At 38.7% G+C, this 22786-nt stretch carries 16 protein-coding genes, 1 pseudogene and 1 riboswitch; of the genes and pseudogenes, 10 read left to right on the top strand and 7 right to left on the bottom strand.

Annotation, left to right across the window (positions count from 1 at the left end):
* Window positions 1-83 precede the first annotated feature (83 nt).
* Together dxs and suhB are read right to left on the bottom strand one after the other, a co-directional pair.
* Window positions 84-1937 (bottom strand): 1-deoxy-D-xylulose-5-phosphate synthase, encoded by a 1854-nt coding sequence (dxs, locus tag A1D26_RS04775; protein ID WP_157402935.1) that lies wholly within the window; start codon window positions 1935-1937, stop codon window positions 84-86.
* A gap of 65 nt (window positions 1938-2002) precedes the next feature.
* A complete protein-coding gene (gene suhB / locus A1D26_RS04780; protein ID WP_157402936.1) occupies window positions 2003-2815 on the bottom strand; it encodes an inositol-1-monophosphatase in 813 nt (270 codons plus the stop codon).
* A 145-nt stretch (window positions 2816-2960) separates the two neighbouring features.
* Here suhB and A1D26_RS04785 point away from each other — a divergent pair, with 145 nt between their 5' ends.
* Window positions 2961-4034 (top strand): tRNA/rRNA methyltransferase, encoded by a 1074-nt coding sequence (locus tag A1D26_RS04785; RefSeq protein ID WP_157402937.1) that lies wholly within the window; start codon window positions 2961-2963, stop codon window positions 4032-4034.
* A gap of 76 nt (window positions 4035-4110) precedes the next feature.
* On the opposite strand, the gene A1D26_RS04790 is transcribed toward A1D26_RS04785, so the two are convergent.
* A complete protein-coding gene (locus tag A1D26_RS04790; protein WP_157402938.1) occupies window positions 4111-5481 on the bottom strand; it encodes an alanine/glycine:cation symporter family protein in 1371 nt (456 codons plus the stop codon).
* Window positions 5482-5627: 146 nt separating this feature from the next.
* Window positions 5628-5741, bottom strand: a riboswitch (glycine riboswitch).
* Between the two features lie 234 nt (window positions 5742-5975).
* Between A1D26_RS04790 and A1D26_RS04795 the strand changes: the two genes are divergently transcribed.
* The 4 genes from A1D26_RS04795 to ychF all read left to right on the top strand — a co-directional run bounded on the left by A1D26_RS04795 (window position 5976) and on the right by ychF (window position 11071).
* Complete coding sequence (locus tag A1D26_RS04795; protein ID WP_157402939.1) at window positions 5976-6893, top strand: hypothetical protein; 918 nt, start codon at window positions 5976-5978, stop codon at window positions 6891-6893.
* A gap of 382 nt (window positions 6894-7275) precedes the next feature.
* Window positions 7276-9207, top strand: a complete 1932-nt coding sequence (thrS, locus tag A1D26_RS04800) for a threonine--tRNA ligase (RefSeq protein WP_157402940.1) — start codon at window positions 7276-7278, stop codon at window positions 9205-9207.
* A 117-nt stretch (window positions 9208-9324) separates the two neighbouring features.
* Window positions 9325-9909, top strand: coding sequence for an aminoacyl-tRNA hydrolase (pth, locus tag A1D26_RS04805; protein WP_157402941.1), 585 nt, complete (start codon window positions 9325-9327; stop codon window positions 9907-9909).
* A gap of 70 nt (window positions 9910-9979) precedes the next feature.
* Window positions 9980-11071 carry a redox-regulated ATPase YchF gene (gene ychF, locus A1D26_RS04810; RefSeq protein ID WP_157395270.1) on the top strand — a complete coding sequence of 364 codons (1092 nt, stop codon included), beginning with the start codon at window positions 9980-9982 and terminating at the stop codon, window positions 11069-11071.
* 66 nt (window positions 11072-11137) lie between these two features.
* Here the strand turns inward: ychF and prlC are convergent, their stop codons facing one another.
* Window positions 11138-13168: an oligopeptidase A gene (gene prlC / locus A1D26_RS04815; RefSeq protein WP_157402942.1), complete on the bottom strand. Its 2031-nt coding sequence runs from the start codon at window positions 13166-13168 to the stop codon at window positions 11138-11140.
* 164 nt (window positions 13169-13332) lie between these two features.
* Here prlC and yghU point away from each other — a divergent pair, with 164 nt between their 5' ends.
* A complete protein-coding gene (yghU, locus tag A1D26_RS04820; RefSeq protein WP_157402943.1) occupies window positions 13333-14121 on the top strand; it encodes a glutathione-dependent disulfide-bond oxidoreductase in 789 nt (262 codons plus the stop codon).
* A gap of 137 nt (window positions 14122-14258) precedes the next feature.
* Entirely contained in the window at window positions 14259-15191 is a 933-nt protein-coding gene (locus A1D26_RS04825; RefSeq protein WP_157402944.1) for a LysR family transcriptional regulator, read from the top strand.
* Window positions 15192-15268: 77 nt separating this feature from the next.
* Here the strand turns inward: A1D26_RS04825 and A1D26_RS04830 are convergent.
* Window positions 15269-15418 (bottom strand): annotated as a pseudogene (locus A1D26_RS04830) (6,7-dimethyl-8-ribityllumazine synthase); the annotation flags it as partial.
* A gap of 90 nt (window positions 15419-15508) precedes the next feature.
* Window positions 15509-17392: a SurA N-terminal domain-containing protein gene (locus A1D26_RS04835; protein WP_157402945.1), complete on the bottom strand. Its 1884-nt coding sequence runs from the start codon at window positions 17390-17392 to the stop codon at window positions 15509-15511.
* Between the two features lie 203 nt (window positions 17393-17595).
* Here A1D26_RS04835 and A1D26_RS04840 point away from each other — a divergent pair, with 203 nt between their 5' ends.
* The 3 genes from A1D26_RS04840 to typA all read left to right on the top strand — a co-directional run bounded on the left by A1D26_RS04840 (window position 17596) and on the right by typA (window position 21413).
* The gene (locus A1D26_RS04840) at window positions 17596-18915 is read left to right on the top strand and encodes a cation:proton antiporter (RefSeq protein WP_157402946.1); all 1320 of its coding nucleotides are present in this window, start codon (window positions 17596-17598) and stop codon (window positions 18913-18915) included.
* A gap of 123 nt (window positions 18916-19038) precedes the next feature.
* Window positions 19039-19308, top strand: a complete 270-nt coding sequence (gene rpsO, locus A1D26_RS04845) for a 30S ribosomal protein S15 (RefSeq protein WP_157395296.1) — start codon at window positions 19039-19041, stop codon at window positions 19306-19308.
* A gap of 257 nt (window positions 19309-19565) precedes the next feature.
* Window positions 19566-21413 carry a translational GTPase TypA gene (gene typA, locus A1D26_RS04850; RefSeq protein WP_157402947.1) on the top strand — a complete coding sequence of 616 codons (1848 nt, stop codon included), beginning with the start codon at window positions 19566-19568 and terminating at the stop codon, window positions 21411-21413.
* A gap of 327 nt (window positions 21414-21740) precedes the next feature.
* Here typA and A1D26_RS04855 read toward each other — a convergent pair whose 3' ends face one another.
* Window positions 21741-22751, bottom strand: coding sequence for a YeiH family protein (locus A1D26_RS04855; RefSeq protein ID WP_157402948.1), 1011 nt, complete (start codon window positions 22749-22751; stop codon window positions 21741-21743).
* Window positions 22752-22786: the final 35 nt, after the last annotated feature.

The following is a 22786-nucleotide window of genomic DNA, read 5'->3' on the forward strand; positions in this document are numbered from 1 at the left end:
TTTCAACATCAATACTTATCTGAGAAAGGCTTTCTCTCCAAATCTAATACGGAACCCAGTGGATCTGTTTTAAGCTCTTTTTATTATTGATTCAGTGAATTTTGAATCTTACTTGCAATTTCTTCCGCCGTTAAACCTAACTCTGCATAGGCTTCAGCTTGGGTGGCTTGTGGGATAAAGAAATCCGGAATACCTAACATCATAAGCGGTTTGATTTTACCAATTTTTTGCAAATATTCATTAACTGCACTACCAGCACCGCCTTGAATTGCATTTTCTTCAAGCGTAACAAGTAACTGGTGGCTATCGGCAAGTTCTGCAATTATCTTTTCATCGAATGGCTTAACGAAACGCATATCGACAAGCGTATAATTCTGCTGTTCTGCGACTTGTTTGGCTTCGTTGAGTAGTGTGCCAAAATTCAGGATAGCCACTTTTTCCCCTTGTCTTAATAGGTTAGCTTTACCAATTTCCAAGGACTGTAGTGGTTGTAATTCCACGCCTTGAGCATTACCACGAGGATAGCGAATGGCACTTGGCGTATTCATTTTATAAGCAGTATAGAGCATCTGACGCATCTCATTTTCATCACTTGGCGTCATAATGGTCATATTTGGAATACAACGCATAAAACTTAAATCAAATGCACCTTGATGGGTTTGACCATCTGCACCGACAATACCAGCTCGGTCAATCGCAAAAATAACAGGAAGATTTTGGATCGAAACATCGTGAATAAGTTGATCGTAAGCACGTTGTAGGAAACTCGAATAGATTGCTACAACAGGTTTATAACCTGCAATCGCTAAACCAGCTGCAAACGTAACGGCGTGTTGTTCTGCAATAGCGACATCAAAATATTGTTCAGGAAAACGCTTAGAAAATTCCACCATTCCAGAACCTTCACGCATTGCAGGGGTAATGCCAATCAGTTTTGGATCTTGTTCTGCCATTTCACATAACCAATTTCCGAAAATGTTCGAATAGGTTGGTGCGGATTTTACTTGAGGTAACTTACCGCTTGTGTGGTCAAATTTAGGCACACCGTGAAAGCCAATAGGATCTTGTTCTGCAGGCGTATAGCCTTTTCCTTTTTTGGTTTTAATATGTAGGAATTGTGGACCAGACATATTACGCATATTTTTTAGCGTACTGATTAGCTCATCAATATCGTGTCCGTCAATAGGGCCGATATAGTTAAAACCTAAGGTTTCAAACATCGTACCGACAGGCGAAACAAAGCCTTTCATATGTTCTTCGGTTTTGCGCACAAATTCTTTGATTGGTGGTAAGCCTGATAATAATTTTTTACCACCTTCACGTAAAGTCCCATAGAGCGAACCAGTAAATAAGCGAGCAAGATGGTTATTTAACGCCCCAACATTCTCAGAAATAGACATTTCGTTATCGTTGAGAATAACCAACATATCGGTATGTAATGAGCCTGCGTGGTTAATTGCTTCAAATGCCATTCCAGCAGTAATCGCACCATCTCCGATAACACAAACGGTTTTACGCCCTGCATTTTCTTTTTCAGCAGCAACGGCAATCCCTAAGCCTGCACTGATAGATGTTGATGAATGGCCAACACTTAATACGTCATAAAGACTTTCTTCACGCCAAGGGAATGGGTGTAAGCCGTCTTTTTGGCGAATAGTGTGCATTTGATCTCGGCGACCAGTTAAAATTTTATGTGGGTAGGCTTGATGACCAACGTCCCAAATCAGTTGGTCAAATGGGGTCTGATAAACATAATGCAGAGCCACTGTCAATTCAACAACACCTAAACCAGACGCTAAATGACCACTTGTTTGACTGACAGATTCAAGTAAATAAGCTCTGAGTTCATCGCATAGTGCGTGAAGTTTTTCTTTGGGTAATAAACGCAAATCTTCAGGTGAGTTAATTTGCGTAAGTAAAGGATAGTTTTTCTGCATAATTTATCTTTATAGTTAGTCTGATGGTTATGCTATCAAAATAATCATCAATAATAGGTATAAATTTAGGCTTTTAGCTCATCAGTTAGGGTTGGCTGAATGCTGTTTAAAATCTCTTTTACAACACGTCCGTTTCCTGCAACGATATTGCCTGATTTCAAGTAATCTGTACCACCAACAAAGTTTGTGACTAAAGCACCCGCTTCACGAGCAATTAAGTCTCCAGCGGCAGAGTCCCAAGGTTTCAAACCAATTTCAAAATAACCATCAATTCTACCTGATGCAACATAGGCAAGGTCTAACGCAGCTGAACCTGTACGGCGGAAATCCGCTACACCGTTATTCATTAATGCTTCAATCATATTCAAATGAGCATTACGATGTTTTGCAACTTTAAATGGGAAACCTGTGGCTAATACGCTACCGTTTAGATCACGACGCTCATTATCAATGCGTAAACGGAATTCATTTAATTTTGCACCTTCACCACGCACAGCTGTAAATAATTCATTGCGGATAGGATCGTAAACAACACCCACTTCGGTACGACCATTCACACGAATAGCAATTGAAACGGAGAAATGTGGGAAACGTTTAACAAAATTGGTTGTGCCATCTAATGGATCAATCACCCATTGAATATCGTTATTTTCGCCAGCAATAACGCCTGATTCTTCGCCCACAATAGCGTGTTCAGGGTAAGATTTTCGGATAACTTCAATAATGGCTTCTTCTGCGGCTTTATCCACAGAAGTCACATAATCATTTGTGCCTTTATTAGAAACTTGAGTATCTTGAGGGGCTAACTCATAGCCTTTAGCAATAATATTGCCTGCTTTTCGTGCTGCACGAATAGCGATATTTAACATTGGATTCATAATTCCACCAGATTTTAAAGAACATATATAAAAAGAGTTGAATTATAGTGAAAGTTAAACAATTGGGCAAATAAAAAAGCCTATAATGACAAGTCGCTAATCTGTTATACTGAGTTTAATTTTATTGCCTATACGGAACAGTTTTATGAATAACAAATTTCAAACTAAATCACCGCGTTTCAAAAGTATTGAAGAGCGTCGCGAACCGACTTTCAAATCGACAAGAACAGATAAAAATACTCATCGAGATACTCGTAACACTCAAGAAAAAAGAGAAAGACGTAATGAGGAGTTTCGCAGGAATGAACGTGGCGATGACAGAAAGCCTAAGTTTGAACGTAGTGTTACTCCCAATTACGACATTTACCCAACAGAAGGTAAAAGAGCCAGCGGGGAAGGTTCAGTAAAAATCAGCGTAAAAGGAGGAAGTCGTTCTACGGAGAAAAAAACAGGCCCACTTTCACCTAGAGCCCCTGAGAAAATTCGTAATAATCGAGCCACAGAAATGAAAGTTTATGGCGAAAATGCGTGCCACACTTTATTTCAACAACGTCCAGATGCAATTGTTCGTTTATGGGCGACTGTTGAAGGTGCAAAGAAAGCTGGAGAACTACTGAGTTACTTAGCGGAACAGAAAAAGGCTTATCACGTTGTTGATAGTGAAGAAATGGAACGTGTAACAGGGACTGAACATCACGGCGGCATTTGTTTACTGGCAAAAAAATCTACGCCATTTTCGTTGGAAGGTTACCTACAAATCGCTCGTCAGCGTGATTGCTTAGTCTTATTAGACGGGGTGAATAATGCACAAAATGTGGGTGGCATTATGCGAACCTGTGCATTTTATGGCGTAAAAGGCATTATTGTGGAACAAAATGATATTCTTAATTCAAGTAATGCAGCACGAGTTGCAGAAGGCGGATTAGAGTTTGTCCACCCATTAGAAACTAAACATAGGCAAATTGCTTTAGCACAATTACGCAATGCAGGTTATCAAATTGTCCATTTAACTCGTCAAAAACAAGCTCAATCGTTATCTAAAACAGTTTTGAATGAAAAAATTGTATTTGTGCTGAGTGAAGTTGTGGCAAATGATATGGAGTATCCAGAAGATACTAATGTGCAACTCTCATTTGCGAACCCGTTAAACAGTGGGTTAAATGTTGCGGTAAATACGGGGATTCTTCTCGCACAGTGGTATCAGAGTCATATTCTATAAGAGCTAACAAATTACTCAAGAAAAGCGGTAGGAAATGCAAAAAAATTTGCAAATCCTACCGCTTATTTTCACTATTTTAGGCTAAGTTGAGTTCAACCTTCATTCTCTCAAAATAGTTTCGAGTTTCTGCGATAACGATATGGCGTAAGCTAATTAACGCAATCAAATTCGGAAATGCCATTAGACCATTTACAATATCAGCAATTGTCCAAATCGTATTCAGGTGAATAAAAGGTGCAACGGCTATCAATGCGATAAAAGCAATCCGATAGAATTTAATCCCTTTGGTTCGTCCTCCAACAAGATAGACAAAACAACGTTCGCCATAATAGCACCATCCCAAAATGGTGGTAAAAGCAAAGAAAATCAAACCAATAGTTACAATAATCGCACCGACAGAACTAAATAGCCCTTGGGAAAATGCTAGATTAGTTAATTCAGCACCTTGAGCTGCCCCTTTCCACGCTCCTGTTAGCACGATAACGAGGCCTGTCATTGTACAGACGATGATGGTATCTAAGAATGTACCCGTCATAGAGATAAGCCCTTGTCGTACTGGCTCTTTGGTTTGTGCAGCAGCAGCGGCAATGGGGGCGCTGCCAAGCCCTGCTTCATTGGAGAAGATGCCACGAGCAACACCTGCTTGAATAGCTTGCATTACGCTAAAACCGACTACGCCACCGATAGCGGATTCAGGGTTGAAAGCCGAATGAACAATAAAAATCAGTGTGTCAGGAATTTTATCCGCATTGATGGAGAGAACAAGTATTGATGCCGCCACATAAGCAATTGCCATAAAAGGCACAATCACACTTGCGATTTTAGAGATGCGTTGTACACCGCCCAACGTAATTGCTGCCACAATAAGTGTCAAAACAACAGTTGTGAGCAAAATCGGAAAATCAAAAGTATCGTGCAAAGCCGTTGTAATACCGTTTACTTGTGGGAATGTTCCAATACCAAAGAGTGCCACCATTACCCCAAAAAATGCGAAGGTTTTTGCTAACCATTTCCACTGCTTGCCCATTCCTAGCTCAATGTAATACATTGGGCCCCCAGCGATAAATCCATCTTTATCTTTGGTTCGGAATTTTACCGCTAACAAACATTCCGCATATTTTGTCGCCATTCCAAATAAGGCGATTAGCCACATCCAAAAAATTGCCCCAGGTCCACCAGTTTGAATGGCAGTCGCAACGCCCACAATGTTACCTGTGCCGATGGTTGCAGCAAGGGCAGTTGAGAGTGCTGCAAAAGCAGAAATATCCCCTGACTGATTGTTCCCTTTTTCTCGAGTGAACATATAGGCAAAGGCTTTAGGTAGATGAATAAATTGTAAAAATCTGAGTTTCAGAGTGAAGTAAATTCCCACCCCAGAAATCAGTAAAAGTAAGGGAATACCCCAAACGAAGCTATTGATTGTATTAAGAATTTGGTCGATTGACATTGAAAGTTCCTCGTAAAACGATTTACAAGGAAAGAAAAGCAATGAAAGCAACAAGCGGTAACATTTCGCAAAAAATTTGCAAAATCGTACCGCTTATTGATATATCACTATACGCGATATTATCACGTTAGGTATCTGATAGGTTACTTTTCTCCCCTGTCCTTTTGCCTGAGCGTTTCACGGCTTGTGCCACTTGCGCCTTCGGCGTCCATTTTCCGTTTCTATTTCTTTACGGACTGGATCTCTCCAAGGGTTCGTCCAATAGCTGTCCTCGCTGTCGCACCTGAAAGAGTTTACCTCGTCGGTGTGGGGCTCCCCCACTCTCCAGCTATCTTCATCCGAACGTCTTTTTTACTAAAAAAGCGTGCCGAATTTTAGCAATTCTTCAAGGGACGTCAAAGAGTCTGCGTCAAGAAACTGCTAAAAATTTGATTTGGCTATAAGAATAGTTCAAAATAGAAACAATATTTCATTTACTATATTTGGGAGAAAATATGAAAAAACAGCTTGGTTTATTATCAATTGGGGCATTATTACTGGTTGGTTGCGGTGAGAAAGATCATCAATACTACTTGGAAAATGTAGATAAAGCACAAGAAAAAGTTAAAGAATGTAAAGCTGAAGTCCAAAAGCTTTTAAAGGAAAAAAATAAAGAAAAACTAGTGGAACTGGCAGCAAATAAAGAATGTAATGCGGCTGATTCTGCGTTAAAAGAGCATCGGAAACAGGAATTAGAAAAGCAACGTCTCGAAAAAGAGAATGCTCGTAAGGAATTATTAGAAAAAATTCGTAAAGACTTGGATAAGCAATATGGTAATTTGAGTTGGCAAGAAATGGCAGCTGAATATGTCAATCACGACTGTAACAATGCTAGATCTAGTTCGAGTTGGGAGCAATGTGAAGTTTTGGGTAAACTTTATAATGAGAAAGAAGAACAAGGAAAAATGGAGTTGAGTAAATTAAGTTTAGAGCAATTATTATCTGAACAGAAAACATATTGCACTAAAGATAGAAGAGTTTTATCTGCTTGTGATATTTGGCAAAAGGCAACATTGTCAGTGGCAAAACAAGAGTTTGATAAAAAGGACTTTTCCGCATTGAGCCAACAAGAAAAGAATTATTGTGATTACAATTCATCAAATTACTTCCTTTGTGCAACGTGGAGAGAAAGTTTTAGAGTAAGCGAGAAAAACATAGTTGATAATTATGTTAAGAACTATGAGTTACTGAAAAAAGACTATAATCAATGCGTGGCGTCAATTCAAAATATTGATAATGATGAGAGCAAATCATATGCTATCAAAGCGGAAGAAAGAGAAAGCATAACTTCCAATTATCCTTGTAGACAGGCTGGTTATGCGAGAAGTTCTCTAGGTTTAGGATATGCTGATTTCAAAACCTTAATGGAATAGGAATACAGATAATCTTTTGTCACTGTATATAATCCCCTTTAAACGTTTCGATTTTAAGGGGATTTTACAGTGATATGGAATAACTGGATTTTAGTATAATGAAAAATATCATCAACAAATTATTAACCAACAAGAACGTAACTATAAGCGGGTGGATAGGTAGCAAGATTTGCAAAAATTTGCTAAAATCTAACCGCTTTTTCGTCCGCCCATTTGTGAGGGCGAGTAAAGCTCATTTTTATATACAATAATCAATTAAGAAATCGCAAAAAATTATCGGAATCTAACCGCTTGCAAGCGGTTTTTTGTTTTCCATTTTTGCAAAATGTTCAATCTCAACAAGTAACCTTTCGTATGGGTTACCACTGTATAAGGATTTAAAATGCCAATTATTACTTTACCAGATGGCTCTCAACGCCAATTTGATCACCCCGTTTCTGTAATGGACGTTGCCCAAAGTATCGGTGCAGGTCTTGCGAAAGCAACTATCGCAGGGCGTGTAAACGGTGAACGTCGTGATGCATCAGACATTATCCACGAAGATGCAACGCTAGAAATTATTACCGCAAAAGATGAAGATGGTTTAGAAATTATTCGTCACTCAACAGCTCACTTGCTTGGTCACGCGATTAAACAGCTTTTCCCAAATGTTAAAATGGCGATTGGTCCAACGATCGACAACGGTTTTTATTATGACATTGATTTAGATCGCTCTTTAACGCAAGAAGATATTGATGCGTTAGAAAAACGTATGCTTGAGTTAGCGAAAACAAACTACGATGTAGTGAAAAAGCCAGTAAGTTGGCAAGAAGCACGAGATACTTTTGAGCGTCGTGGCGAGCCATATAAAATGGCAATTTTAGATGAAAATATTGCAAAAACAGATACACCAGCGTTATATCATCACGAAGAATATATTGATATGTGTCGTGGCCCACACGTGCCAAATATGCGTTTCTGCCACCACTTTAAATTGATGAAAGTTGCTGGAGCTTACTGGCGTGGTGATAGCAAAAATAAAATGCTACAACGTGTTTATGGTACAGCTTGGGCGGATAAAAAACAGCTTGCCGATTACTTGCATCGCTTAGAAGAAGCGGCTAAACGTGATCACCGTAAAATTGGTAAAGCGTTAGATTTATTCCATATGCAAGAAGAAGCACCGGGTATGGTGTTCTGGCATAATGACGGTTGGACGATTTTCCGCGAGTTAGAAACTTTTGTGCGTACTAAACTTAAACAATACGATTATCAGGAAGTAAAAGGTCCATTTATGATGGACAGAGTCTTGTGGGAGAAAACAGGTCACTGGCAAAACTATGGTGATTTAATGTTCACAACGTCATCTGAAAATCGTGAATATGCAATTAAGCCAATGAACTGCCCAGGACACATTCAAATTTTCAATCAAGGTTTGAAATCTTATCGTGATTTACCATTGCGTATGGCTGAGTTTGGCTCTTGCCATCGTAATGAGCCATCAGGTTCACTACACGGTATTATGCGTGTGCGTGGCTTTACCCAAGATGATGCACATATCTTCTGTATGCCAGAACAAGTTGAAAGTGAAGTAACTTCGTGTATTAAAATGGTTTATGACATTTATAGCACTTTCGGTTTCCAAAATATTAAAGTGAAACTTTCAACACGCCCAGAAAATAGTATCGGAACTGATGAAATGTGGGCGAAAGCGGAAGCAGATTTAGCCGCGGCACTCGTTACAAACGGGCTTGAATATGAAATTCAAGAAGGCGAAGGGGCATTCTATGGGCCGAAAATTGAATTTACACTACACGATTGCTTAGATCGTGCGTGGCAATGCGGTACGATCCAGTTAGATTTCTTCTTACCTGAGCGTTTAAATGCGACTTATGTTGCAGAAGATAATGATCGCAGAACACCTGTGATGATCCACCGTGCTATTTTGGGATCTCTTGAGCGTTTTATCGGGATTATTACTGAAGAATATGCAGGATTCTTCCCATCTTGGTTAGCCCCAACTCAAGCAGTGGTAATGAACATTACAGACAGTCAAGCAGATTACGTTCAACAAGTCGTGAACGCTTTATCAGATGCGGGTATTCGTGTAAAAGCGGATCTGCGTAATGAAAAAGTGGGCTTTAAAATTCGCGAACATACTCTACGTCGTGTTCCTTATATGCTCGTATGTGGCGATAAAGAAATCGAAGCAGGTAAAGTTGCAGTGCGTACACGTAAAGGTGCAGATTTAGGCACATTTACTATCGCAGAATTTACTGAGCTACTCAAAAACCAAGTTAGACAACGTGAGTTGAAGTTGTTGGGTGAAGAGTAATTCGTAAATTTTAACTAAAGAGACACCGCTTATCAGGCGGTGTCGGATTATTAAAACTCCCTAAGATTAGTAAAAATAAGTATTGTCTAACTCTGTACAAATAGGAAATTGATTGCAATGTCGCAAATTAAGTTAATTGTAGGGCTCGCTAACCCTGGGGCGAAGTATGAAGAAACTCGTCATAATGCAGGGGAATGGTTAATTAACGAAATTGCCCGAATGCATAATGTAAGCTTAAAAGAAGAAGCTAAATACTTTGGCAAAGTGGCTAAAATCAATACAGCTCAAGGGGAAGTTCGTTTACTTGTTCCTACTACCTTTATGAATTTAAGTGGTAAAGCAGTAGGGGCATTGGCTAACTTCTATCGTATTAAACCTGAAGAAATTTTAGTGGCTCACGATGAGCTAGATTTACCACCAGGCATTGCTAAAATTAAACAAGGTGGCGGACATGGTGGACACAACGGTTTAAAAGATATCGTGGCAAGTTTAGGCAATAACAATAACTTTTATCGTGTTCGAATTGGCATTGGGCACCCAGGCCATAAAGATTTAGTCGCAAGTTATGTTTTAGGTAAACCATCACCAACGGATAAACCGTTGATTGATGCAGCGATTGATGAAGCAAGTCGTTGTGTGGATTTATTATTTAAAGATGGCATTGTGAAAGCAACCAACCGTTTAAATGCTTTTAAAGCATAAGAATTTGTAAAAAGATGAGTAAAAACTACCGCTTAGGTAGCCCATCAGTAATGAAAAAATAGGAAAAATTATGGGATTTAAATGTGGTATTGTCGGTTTACCAAATGTCGGTAAATCAACACTTTTTAACGCTTTAACTAAAGCAGGAATTGAAGCAGCAAATTATCCGTTCTGTACGATTGAACCGAATACTGGTGTTGTACCAATGCCTGATCCACGTCTTGACGCATTGGCAGAAATTGTTAAACCAGAACGTGTATTACCAACCACAATGGAATTTGTTGATATTGCGGGTTTAGTGGCAGGTGCAAGTAAAGGCGAAGGCTTAGGCAATAAGTTCTTAGCTAATATTCGTGAAACAGATGCTATCGGACACGTTGTTCGTTGTTTTGAAAATGATGATATTGTTCACGTTGCAGGGAAAATTGATCCACTTGATGATATCGAAACGATCAATACAGAGTTAGCCCTTGCTGATTTAGATAGTTGTGAACGTGCTATTCAGCGTTTACAAAAGCGTGCTAAAGGTGGCGATAAAGAGGCTAAGTTTGAGCTTTCGATTATGGAGAAAATCTTACCTGTCCTTGAAAATGCAGGAATGATCCGCTCTGTTGATTTAGATAAAGACGAACTACACGCGATCAAAGGGTATAACTTCTTAACCTTAAAACCAACAATGTATATCGCCAATGTGAATGAAGACGGCTTTGAAAACAACCCTTATCTTGAAAAAGTAAGAGAATTTGCTGCAAAAGAAGGTTCTGTGGTTGTGCCTGTCTGTGCTGCTATTGAAGCAGAAATTGCAGAACTAGAAGATGAAGAAAAAACAGAGTTTTTACAAGATCTTGGTATTGAAGAACCTGGGTTAAATCGTGTTATTCGTGCAGGCTACGCATTATTAAACTTACAAACTTACTTCACCGCAGGTGTAAAAGAAGTGAGAGCTTGGACTGTTTCAGTTGGGGCAACTGCACCAAAAGCGGCAGCGGTTATTCATACTGATTTTGAGAAGGGCTTTATTCGTGCAGAAGTGATTGCCTATGATGATTTCGTTCAGTATAAAGGTGAAAATGGAGCAAAAGACGCTGGAAAATGGCGTTTAGAAGGTAAAGATTATATCGTTCAAGACGGCGATGTAATGCACTTCCGTTTTAATGTGTAATTTCCTTTCTATTACCGCATAGAAAACCGCCACTGCCTTTTATAAGTGCAGTGGCGGTTTTATTATTTAAGCAATTCCTTTATGACGCAATAACGCATCTAAGGTTGGTTTGCGTCCACGGAAACGTTCAAACAGCACCATTGGCTCTTCTGAACCACCACGCGTTAAGATATTTTGTAAGAAAGATTCCCCGACTTCTCGGCTAAAAATCCCTTCTTCTTCAAAGCGAGAAAAAGCATCAGCCGAAAGCACTTCTGCCCATAAATAGCTGTAATAACCTGCTGCATATCCACCTGCGAAGATATGTCCGAAACTGTGCGGAGTACGCACGAAAGTTGGAATTTCTACCACTGCAACCTGTGCTTTTACTTCTCTTAACGTATCTAATAATAAATTCTCCCTCGGTTTAGCTAAATGTAAACGGAAATCAAAGATGCCAAATTCTAGCTGACGTAAAACAAACATCGCTGCTTGGAAGTTTTTCGCTTTAAGTAGCTGCGTTAGTTTATCTTTCGGCAATGGTTCTCCCGTTTCATAATGCCCTGAAATAAATGCCAACGCCTCTTCTTCCCAACACCAGTTTTCTAAGAATTGGCTTGGTAATTCTACTGCGTCCCAAGGCACACCGTTGATTCCCGCAACATCACCGACATCAATTTCAGTCAGCATATGGTGAATACCGTGACCAAATTCGTGGAAGAGTGTGGTGACTTCATCGTGAGTGAAGAGTGCAGGTTTATTACCAATCGGCTTATTAAAGTTACAAGTCAAATACGCCACTGGTTTTTGTAATGAACCGTCTGCTAAACGTTTTTGGTTGATACAATCATCCATCCACGCACCACCACGTTTATGTTCTCTTGCATACAGATCAAGGTAGAATGAACCACGCAAGCGGTCAGTTTCATCAAAAATATTGAAAAAACGTACGCTTTCGTGATAGCTATCAAACTCTTTTTGCTCAACGACTTTCATTCCGAAGATGCGTTTTACCAATTCAAATAATCCTGAAAGTACACGTTCTTCTGGGAAATATGGGCGAAGTTCTTCATCGTTAATCGCATAAAGTGCTTGTTTTTGTTTTTCACTATAAAAAGCAAAATCCCAAGGTTGAAGATCGTCCATTCCATATTCTTGTTTTGCAAAGGCTTTTAGTTCTGCTAACTCTTTTTGCCCCTGTGCTTTTGAGCGGTTGGCTAACCCTTCTAAAAAATCCACCACTTGTTTTGGATTTTCCGCCATTTTGGTGGCTAATGAATAATCTGCATAGGTTTCAAAACCTAACAAATTCGCCAACTCTAAACGTAATTTGAGTGTTTCATCAATAATTGCGCTGTTGTCCCATTTACCTGCATTCGGGCCTTGATCCGACGCTCTCGTATTAAAGGCTTCATACATTTTTTGGCGTAACTCACGATTTTCACAGTAGGTCATTACTGGTAGATAGCTTGGGAATTCAAGGGTAAAGCGATAACCTTTTTTACCTTTACTTTCAGCATCTAATTTAGCGGCTTCAAGGGCAGATTCAGGTAAGCCTGTTAATTCAGCCTCACTTTCGATTAAAACTTCCCAACCCATTGTGGCATCTAATACGTTATTGCTAAATTTTGAGCTAAGTTCGGATAAACGCATTGAGATCTCACCGTAGCGTTTTTGTTGTTCCGCAGGTAATGAAATGCCTGATAGTTCAAAATCACGCAAGCTATTTTCGATCGCTTTTTTCTGTGCTAAAGAGTAATTTGCAAACTCAGCGCCATTTTTTAATTTTACATAGCCTTGATATAACCCTTGATGTTGCCCAACCCAAGTGCTGTATTCTGATAATAATGGTAAACAAGCTTGATAAGCATCACGCAATTCTGGGCTGTTTTTGACTGAGTTTAAATGCCCTACAGGCGACCAAGCACGAGATAATTTATCCCCCGTCATCGCTTGTGGCATATAGAAATTTTCCCAAGTCGGCTGTGCTATTTGAGAAACTTGCTCAATGGTTTCTCGACACTGTTGAATGAGCTGCTCAATAGCAGGTTGAATATGCTCAGGTTTAATTGCTGAAAATTGTGGTAAACCTGTTGCATTTAAAAGAGGATTCGACATACTGATTTCCTTTAATCATAATGAAGTAAAAGTGTCGGATAGTTTGGGGATATTTCACGAAATATCAAGAAAAATTTACACAAAGCGGTATGATTTGCAAAAAATCTTACACATCTTACCGCCTCTATTCACATTCAATGGTTTATCTAAACTAAGGAGCAACAATGACAAATTATATTCCACCGAAAGTATGGCGTTGGGAAGAGCAAAATGGCGGAGCTTTTGCGGCAATCAACCGCCCTACATCAGGGGCAACCTTTGATTTAACACTCCCACAAGGAAATAAAGGCTTACAGCTTTACTCATTGGGAACGCCAAACGGGGTAAAAATTACCATAATGCTAGAAGAATTATTGGCTAAAGGTATCACTCAAGCTGATTATGATCTATTCAAAATAGATATTCGCGAGGGAGATCAATTTGGCAGTGGCTTTGTTGAAATTAACCCTAATTCCAAAATACCTGCGTTACTTGATTTAACTGCTGAACAACCACAAAAAGTCTTTGAATCTGGGGCTATTTTGCTCTATTTGTCTGAAAAATTTCAGGCTTTTATCCCAAGTGATTTTTCAAAACGTACAGAGTGCCTTTCTTGGCTATTTTGGCAAATGGCAAGTGCCCCTTATGTTGGGGGCGGATTTGGGCATTTTTATAAATATGCACCAGAGAAATTTGAGTACCCAATCAACCGTTTTACAATGGAAACCAAGCGTCAATTAGATTTGCTGGATAAACATTTAGCCAAACAGGAATATATTTGCGGTGGAGAATATACGATTGCCGATATTGCCATTTGGAGCTGGTATGGGCAGCTTGCTCTTGGCTTAGTTTATGATGCCAAGGAGTTTCTAGCGGTAGAAAGTTATCCGAACTTACTACGCTGGGCAAATGCTATTTATAATCGCCCAGCAGTGCAAAAAGGCTTACAAGCAGAATATCAGCCTATTCGCTAAATCATCAAGCGGAGAGATTTGAAATATGTTTTGCAAAATGCTCCGCTTATGTAAATATCAAGCTCATCTGTTCTTTTGTTGCTTTGATATTGTTATAATTTTCATCCAAAATTGTTTTATGAATAGAAATTTTAATAATGAAACCGATCTTCCTTGAGCTTCGTCACTTAAAAACGCTACTTGCCTTAAAAGAAAGTGGTAGTGTCTCTTTAGCCGCTAAACGCATTCATCTCACTCAATCTGCGTTGTCGCACCAAATCAAATTATTAGAAGATCAATATGAATTAACTTTATTTGAACGAAAAACTCAACCTATTCATTTCACGCCTGCAGGCGAACGCTTAATTCAATTGGCTTATAAAATTTTGCCACAAGTGGTTGAGGCTGAATTAGATCTTGCACGTGTAAAGCAAGGGGAAGTTGGTGAATTACGCATTGCAGTGGAATGTCATACCTGTTTTGATTGGCTGATGCCTGCAATGGACAGATTTCGTCAGAGTTGGTCATTAGTTGAGTTGGATATTGTGTCTGGCTTCCATACAGATACTGTCGGGCTACTGCTTTCTCATCGTGCTGACTGGGCGGTGGTATCGGAGATGGAAGATGTGACTGGGGTGAGTTATATGCCGCTATTTTCTTATGAGATGGTGGCAATTTGCTCTAAAGATCATCATTTGGCGAGTAAAGAAATTTGGGACGCCGAAGATTTTGCTACTGAAACCTTAATTACTTACCCTGTTCCTGACGATATGTTAGACCTTTTGCGTAAGGTATTACATCCAAAAGGAATTAACCCAACAAGACGCACCAGTGAGCTTACCATTGCGATTATTCAGCTTGTGGCGAGTAAACGGGGCGTTGCGGCTTTGCCTTATTGGGCAGTAAAACCTTATTTAGAGCGTGGCTATGTGGTGGCTCGTAAAATTACTCAGAAAGGGCTCTATAGTAATTTATACGGTGCAATTCGTGAATCGGATGCTGAAATGGCTTATATCATTGATTTCCATAACACTGTTAAGGCAGAAAGTTTCGCTACTTTACCTGATTTGTTGGTTTTGGAAGGGGAATAAAATTAGGTGTTCATCAAGAAAAACGGGAATTACTGACGGCATAGCAATAATTCCCGATATATTAAAGGTAAGTGAAATTAAATCTGTTTTAATAGATTTGCCATTTCGATTGCACCTAAAGCACATTCTGCACCTTTATTGCCCGCTTTAGTGCCAGCTCGTTCAATAGCTTGTTCAATATTTTCGGTAGTGAATACACCAAACATTACTAGGGTACCTGTTTGTAGCCAGTAGTGCCAATACAAATAATCCCATCATAATGACCAATAAAAAGGGCGTATTAAATACGCCCTTAGTTTATTTGATATTGTGATCAATTATTTTTGTGATTGAGCCTCAAGCTCGTCCATAAAATCTTGATTTATTTCAATTTTAGCTTTTTCACGCAAATCATTTAATAATGTTAAATAAAGTGAAACTTGATCTTGTTGTGCAATAGCATTCGATAACATTGCAAAACCTTCTTGTTCGCTACTACCATCAATCACTTTATCCAAAGCAATAATTAACACATCACCATTTTTATCTTTAGCAACTTGATAGTTAGGTTTATCACTTGGTTTTGCCATTGAGAATAATGTTTTTGATAACACTGGGTGTGTTGCTTGTGCTTGGATAAATACAAGCTCTTCCGCTTTACCAAACTCTACTGTTGCACTATTGCCGGCATTGAGTGATTTAACTTCTTGCTCTGCTTTAGCGAGTAACGCTTTCTCTGCTTTTTCTTGCTTAACTAATTGTTCGATCTTAGCTTTAGCTTGCTCAAAGGTTTGAGTGCTTTCAGCTTGATAATCAGTCACTCGCAAGAAAAGCGTTGCAGCTTGATCACCATTAGTAATATCAATAGCTTCAGAGTTTTGTTTGCTTTGTTTCAGCTCACTATTGAAGATTGCTTTGACGACTTTCTCATTGTTTAATTCAGCTGGAATTTGTTGATGAGTAAAGCTTTCAGCTTTCTTTAATGTGAGACCAACTGCATCAGCAGCAGCCTGTAATGAGCTACTATTTTCAAAGGCTTTATTTTTTAACTCATTGATTGCATTTGAGTATTCTGGTGCAACCAATTCACTTTTGATAATACTTGCAATACTATCTTTCACTTCAGAAAGTGGTTTTTCACTACCACGCTGAGCAACTGCTTTTACGATGTGGTAAGCACCATCAATTTTCACAGGCTTACTAAATTCACCCACTTTTAGACTATTTAAAGTGTTTTCAAAAGCGGTAGGGAAAGAGCCATTTTTTACCCAACCTAAATCACCACCATTTTTCGCTGTAATACTGTCAGTTGAGTGTTCTTTTGCTAACGTTGCAAATTCAGAACCATTTTTAAGCTGTTCATAAATCGTATTTGCTTTTGCTTCATCAGCCACCTGAATATGTGCAGCTTGTTTCTCTATATTTCCAAATTGAGATTTGTTGGTTTGATAATAAGTTTCAATTTGTTCAGGAGTGATTTGAACCTTGTTTTCAAAATCTTTCGGGGTAGCGATTAGGTATTCAACGGCTACTTGCTCCGGATTAACAAATTCTTTTTGATGAGCATCATAATAGCTTTTTAGCTCATCTTCAGAAGCGGTTTGATTTGCCATTTCTTTCGCAATAGGCATTGTGGATAAACGCACAACACGTTTTTGTAATAATAATTTAGCTAATAGCTCTTTTTCTGCAGGTACACTGAAATCACTATTGATAATGCCTTCATTCAACTGAGATATTAACATTCCATCACGCACTGTTGCGGCATATTGATCTGGGGTAATGCGGCTATGTTGTAAGGATTGTTGGTAAAGGGCGTTGTCGAATTTACCATTGGTGTTAAAAGCACCGCTATTAACAATCTCTGATTTAATTTGGTCTGCAGTAATACCTAGCTTTAATTCTTGGATATATTGGCGAATAAGTTCTTCATTTACCAATCCATCTAAAATCGTTTGACGGAACTGTTTTGCATACTCAGGATTATCAAGTAAATCTCCAGCTTGTCCACCTAATTGGGTATAGAGTGCGTTTTCTCTTTGGCTTTTTTGGTGGCTAAATAGCTGTTGAGAAATTTCTTGTCCGTTTACTTTTACCGCTGATGTGTCGTTTTGGAATAAACCAACAGTACCGATACCACCTAGAACAAAGGAAATTGATATGGCGGCAAAGATGATTTTAAACGTCAGACTATTTGTCTTATCGTGCATTTTTTCAATCATTATGAAATTCCTATAAATAAAAATTTGGCTGATTATACTGTAAAGCAACTAATTCTCAAATTCGAATTTTTGCAAAAAGTTGTTCAAATAAGACCGCTTGTCGATCTGTTTTATTAGGATTTTTTGCATTTGAAAGCAAAATTTGCTTTAATTCGCATCTCATTTTAGTTTCATTTTTCATCACTCTTATCTAAGGATAGCGTATGGGTATTTACGCATATATTTGTTTTCTTTCCGCCTTGTCTATTTTACTCGGTTTTATTACGAGTAAAATTAGTGCTCAAGTACAATCTACCATTGCAATTACCGCTGCAGCGATGGTAGGGTCATTGTTACTTTTATTACTCGGTTTTTTAGGTTGGTTTAATCTGGATCACATAGCCATTGAAGTAATGGAGCAAATTGATTTTAAGAGTTTCTTACTTAATGGGATATTGGGATTCCTGTTATTTGCAGGTTCATTAGGGATTAAATTGCCACTGTTAAAAGATCAAAAATGGGAAATTGCAATTTTTGCGCTTTTCTCAACGGTCGCATCTACCTTCATTGTCGGCGGTTTTATTTATTTCATCAGTAATCTTATTGGTTTACCGATGGATTTTATTTACTGCTTGTTATTTGGTGCGTTGATTTCTCCAAATGACCCAATAGCGGTTATTGCAATTATTAAGAACCTGCGTGCACCAAAGCGTATTGCTATCCAAGTTGAAGGGGAATCTTTATTCAATGATGGTGTTGGCTTAGTGATTTTCGTTACCGTTTTCGCTGTTGCATTTGGCGGACAAGAAGCGACTTTTAGTGGTATTATGGGGCTATTTTTACACGAGGCTATTGGCGGAATCTTATTTGGCTTTGTGCTCGGATTTATTGCTCATATTTTAATTTCATCTACTGATGATGGTAGCTTGGAAATCCTTCTTACTTTAACTATTCCAACTGCAGGCTTTATGTTTGCGAATAATTTCTTGCATGTTTCAGGAGCCTTGGCGATGGTAGTGTCTGGAATTATGATTGGTAACTGGACTCGCCATTCAGGCTTTTCGGAACAGAGCCAACGTTATTTAGATCACTTCTGGGAGATGATTGACCATTTCCTAAATGCATTGTTATTCTTCCTAATAGGCTTTGCGTTGTTGCTTATCGACTTCAGCATTTATGGTATTATTTTGATGATTGTTGCAGTACCTGTTTGTTTAGCTGCTCGTTATGCGAGTCTATGGTTGCCATTGCAAGTGCTTAAAAAATTCCGTACTTACAACCCTTATACGTTAAAAATTATGACGTGGGGGGGATTACGTGGTGGTTTAGCTTTGGCGATGGCGTTATCTATTCCGGCTAAAACTGCTTTTGTCGGCGATGGCATTGATGTGAAAGATATTATTTTGGTAATGACTTATTCGGTGGTGATGTTCTCGATTTTGGTTCAGGGTTCAACTGTTGAGCCGATGATTCGTAAATCAAAGGCGGTTGATCCAAATAAAGAAGAGTACTTACAACCAAGCAATCAGAATACACATCACTAAATTTTTATGAGGGAAGATTGCTTTTCAAGCAAATTCCCTTTAGAATTTGCAACCTCGTGTCGTAGCTGAATTAGAGATCGGCTATTGATGAATATAAACTTAACTACTTTTTAGGAGTAAAAAATGTCTCTAAGCGTAGAAGCAAAAGCAAAAATCGTTGCTGAATTTGGTCGTGATGCAAAAGATACTGGTTCTTCAGAAGTGCAAATCGCACTTTTAACTGCACAAATCAACCACTTACAAGGCCACTTTGCTGAGCATAAAAAAGATCACCATGGTCGTCGTGGTTTATTACGTATGGTTTCACGTCGTCGTAAATTATTAGACTACTTAAAACGTACTGATCTTGCTAAATATTCAGAAACTATCGCACGTTTAGGTTTACGTCGCTAATTTCAGATCGAGAAAGCCGAGCAGATAAATGCTCGGTTTTTTTGTGCGTGTTGATCAGCACATCAAATTTGCAAAATTTTACTGCAATCTTACCGCTTGTTTCCTAGCCGATTTCATTAAAAAAAGGTATAATCGCTCCCCTTTGCAAATTGTGAGGTAGATCACATTTCCAAGAATTCGTCAGTGAGTAATGTTTTATTACTCGCTTAGTTAAGTTAGATGCGTGGATCACTCCACCTTTAAATAAAGTAATTTCAATGCAACATTTAGATACAAACAAACTGCGTAATATCGCAATTATTGCCCACGTTGACCACGGCAAAACCACTTTAGTTGATAAACTTCTTAAACTTTCAGGCACATTAGATACTTCTCGTGGTGATACTGATGAGCGTGTTATGGACTCAAACGATCTTGAAAAAGAGCGTGGCATTACAATTTTAGCGAAAAATACAGCGATTAACTGGAACGATTATCGTATCAATATCGTAGATACCCCAGGGCACGCCGATTTTGGTGGTGAAGTTGAGCGTGTACTTTCAATGGTTGATTCGGTGTTATTGGTTGTTGATGCTTTTGATGGCCCTATGCCGCAAACTCGTTTCGTGACACAAAAAGCCTTTGCTCACGGTTTAAAACCGATTGTAGTTATCAATAAAGTGGACCGTCCTGGTGCTCGTCCTGATTGGGTTGTGGATCAGGTGTTTGACTTGTTTGTGAACTTAGGGGCAACGGATGAGCAGTTAGATTTCCCTATTATTTACGCATCAGCACTAAATGGTGTGGCTGGTTTAGAACACGAAGATCTTGCTCCGAATATGGATCCATTATTTGAAGCGATTATTAAGCACGTTTCACCACCAGATGTGCAATTAGATGCACCATTCCAAATGCAAATTTCTCAGTTAGATTATAGTAAATACTTAGGTGTTATCGGTATTGGACGCATTAAGCGTGGTACAGTAAAACCAAACCAACCTATCACTGTGATCGATGCTGAAGGAAAAACGCGTAATGGTCGTGTTGGTCAAGTATTAGGGCATTTAGGCTTACAGCGTTATGAAGCAACAGAAGCCTATGCTGGTGATATTATTGCCATCACAGGTTTAGGTGAGTTAAATATTTCAGATACATTATGCGATATTAACAATGTAGAAGCGTTACCTGCGTTATCAGTTGATGAACCAACTGTAACTATGTTCTTCTGTGTAAATACTTCACCATTCTGTGGACAAGAAGGTAAATTCGTTACTTCTCGTCAGATTTTAGAGCGTTTGAAAAAAGAGTTAGTGCATAACGTGGCATTACGTGTAGAAGAAACTGATGATTCTGATATTTTCAGCGTATCTGGTCGTGGTGAGTTACATTTATCTGTACTTATTGAAAATATGCGTCGAGAAGGCTATGAGTTAGCGGTATCTCGTCCAAAAGTTATTTTCAAAGAAATTGATGGTCGTAAACAGGAGCCGTTTGAGCAAGTAACGATTGATATTGAAGAACAGCACCAAGGTTCAGTAATGGAAGCATTAGGTATTCGTAAAGGTGAAGTACGTGATATGGTGCCAGATGGTAAAGGTCGTACCCGTTTAGAATATATCATTCCAAGCCGCGGTCTAATTGGTTTCCGTAATGAATTTATGACAATGACTTCAGGTACAGGTTTACTTTACTCAAGTTTCAGCCATTACGATGATGTGAAACCAGGTGAAATCGGTCAGCGTATTAACGGTGTATTAATTTCAAACGGTACAGGTAAAGCCCTAGCTTATTCGCTTTATGCTTTACAAGATCGTGGTAAATTGATGATCGATCACGGTGTTGAAATTTATGAAGGCCAAGTTATCGGTATCCATAGCCGCTCAAATGACTTAACTGTAAATCCACTGGAAGGTAAAAAACTGACCAATATGCGTGCTTCAGGAAAAGATGATGCACTTACTTTAACTACGCCAGTAAAATTCACGCTTGAGCAAGCACTTGAGTTTATTGATGATGACGAATTAGTGGAAGTAACGCCAACTTCGGTGCGTATTCGTAAAAAATTACTAACAGAGGTAGAACGTAAACGTGCAAGCCGTACAACGACAAGCACTAGCACGCACTAATTAGTCGCCCACTTAAACGACTAAGATAAAATAATAGCGGTAGGATTTGTAAATGATTTTGCAAATCCTACCGCTTTTTATTTAGTAATTCAGTGTAATGAAAAAAATAGTTGCTAATAATATTTTTAGGAACTATTTTTATCTAAAAAATCCTGTATAAACAATATCTTACGCTTTTTACTTGATCCATTATGATTATTTAATTTTCGTTTCAGCTCACGAAATAATCCTTCTAGCCTATTTTTCATTTTTTCTATATTTAACCCGAGATTCTTTCCGAAGGTAAATAAATATTTTACATACTATAATCAATTAACATGTCATCTATTATCTAAACAGAGATTGCATTATTAGGTGAATAAAAAATCCTCCCACAATAAGCCATAAGCAGATAATACCCCCTAATAACAAAGGTTTTATACCCGCTTGTTTAATAGAGCTAATGCGAGTGGTTAGGCCCAATGCTGACATTGCCATCATTAGCAAGAATGTATCAATTTGGATCAGTGTATTCACCACTTTTTCGGGTATTAAATTGAACGAATTAAATACCGCAACGGCAATAAACAGTACGGCGAACCAAGGAATCGTAATTTTCTGCTGTTGGTTATCTCCCTGCTGCAAATAGTAAGCTAAGCAAATTAAAAAGGGAGCGAGCATCATTACCCGAATCATTTTGGTAATTACTGCAGTATCAGCAACCGTACTACTGATATTCCCACCAGCTGCATACACTTGAGCGACTTCGTGAACCGTTGAGCCGATATAAATTCCAAACTGATGTTCTGTTAACACATTACTCAAGTAAGGATAGAACATTGGGTATAAGAACATACAAAGCGTGCCAAAAATCACAATAAGAGCAACCGCTACCGACACTTTATGCGATTCTGCTTTAACAATAGATGTTGTTGCCATAATGGCAGCTGCACCACAAATGCTACAACCTGCCGCAGTAAGTTGCACAATCTGTTTATCTATTTTCAGCAGCCGAATACCAATCCAACAAGTCAGAAAAAATGTGGTTACCAATAAAATAGCATCGCTGATTACCGCGTTCGCACCCACAGAATGAATATCTTGTAAAGTAATCCTAAAACCATATAGCACAATACCTGTTCTTAATAGGATAGTTTTAGCAAATTGAATACCTTGTGCGGTTTCTTTTTCGATATAAACATAAAATGTATTGCCTAATAACAGCCCGATTAGAATTGCAATGGTTAGTGCACTAAGTTGTAAATTTATGGCAATTGTAGCGTGTGAAATATAGAAGGAAAGGGCTGTTAAGAAAGCAACTAAAGTGAGCCCTGAGAGTAGATTTGTGTTAATTTTCATTTTTATAATAAAAAGGCATAATAGAACCCGTCTAT

The sequence above is a fragment of the Ursidibacter maritimus genome (assembly GCF_009761395.1).
Classification (GTDB): domain Bacteria; phylum Pseudomonadota; class Gammaproteobacteria; order Enterobacterales; family Pasteurellaceae; genus Ursidibacter; species Ursidibacter maritimus.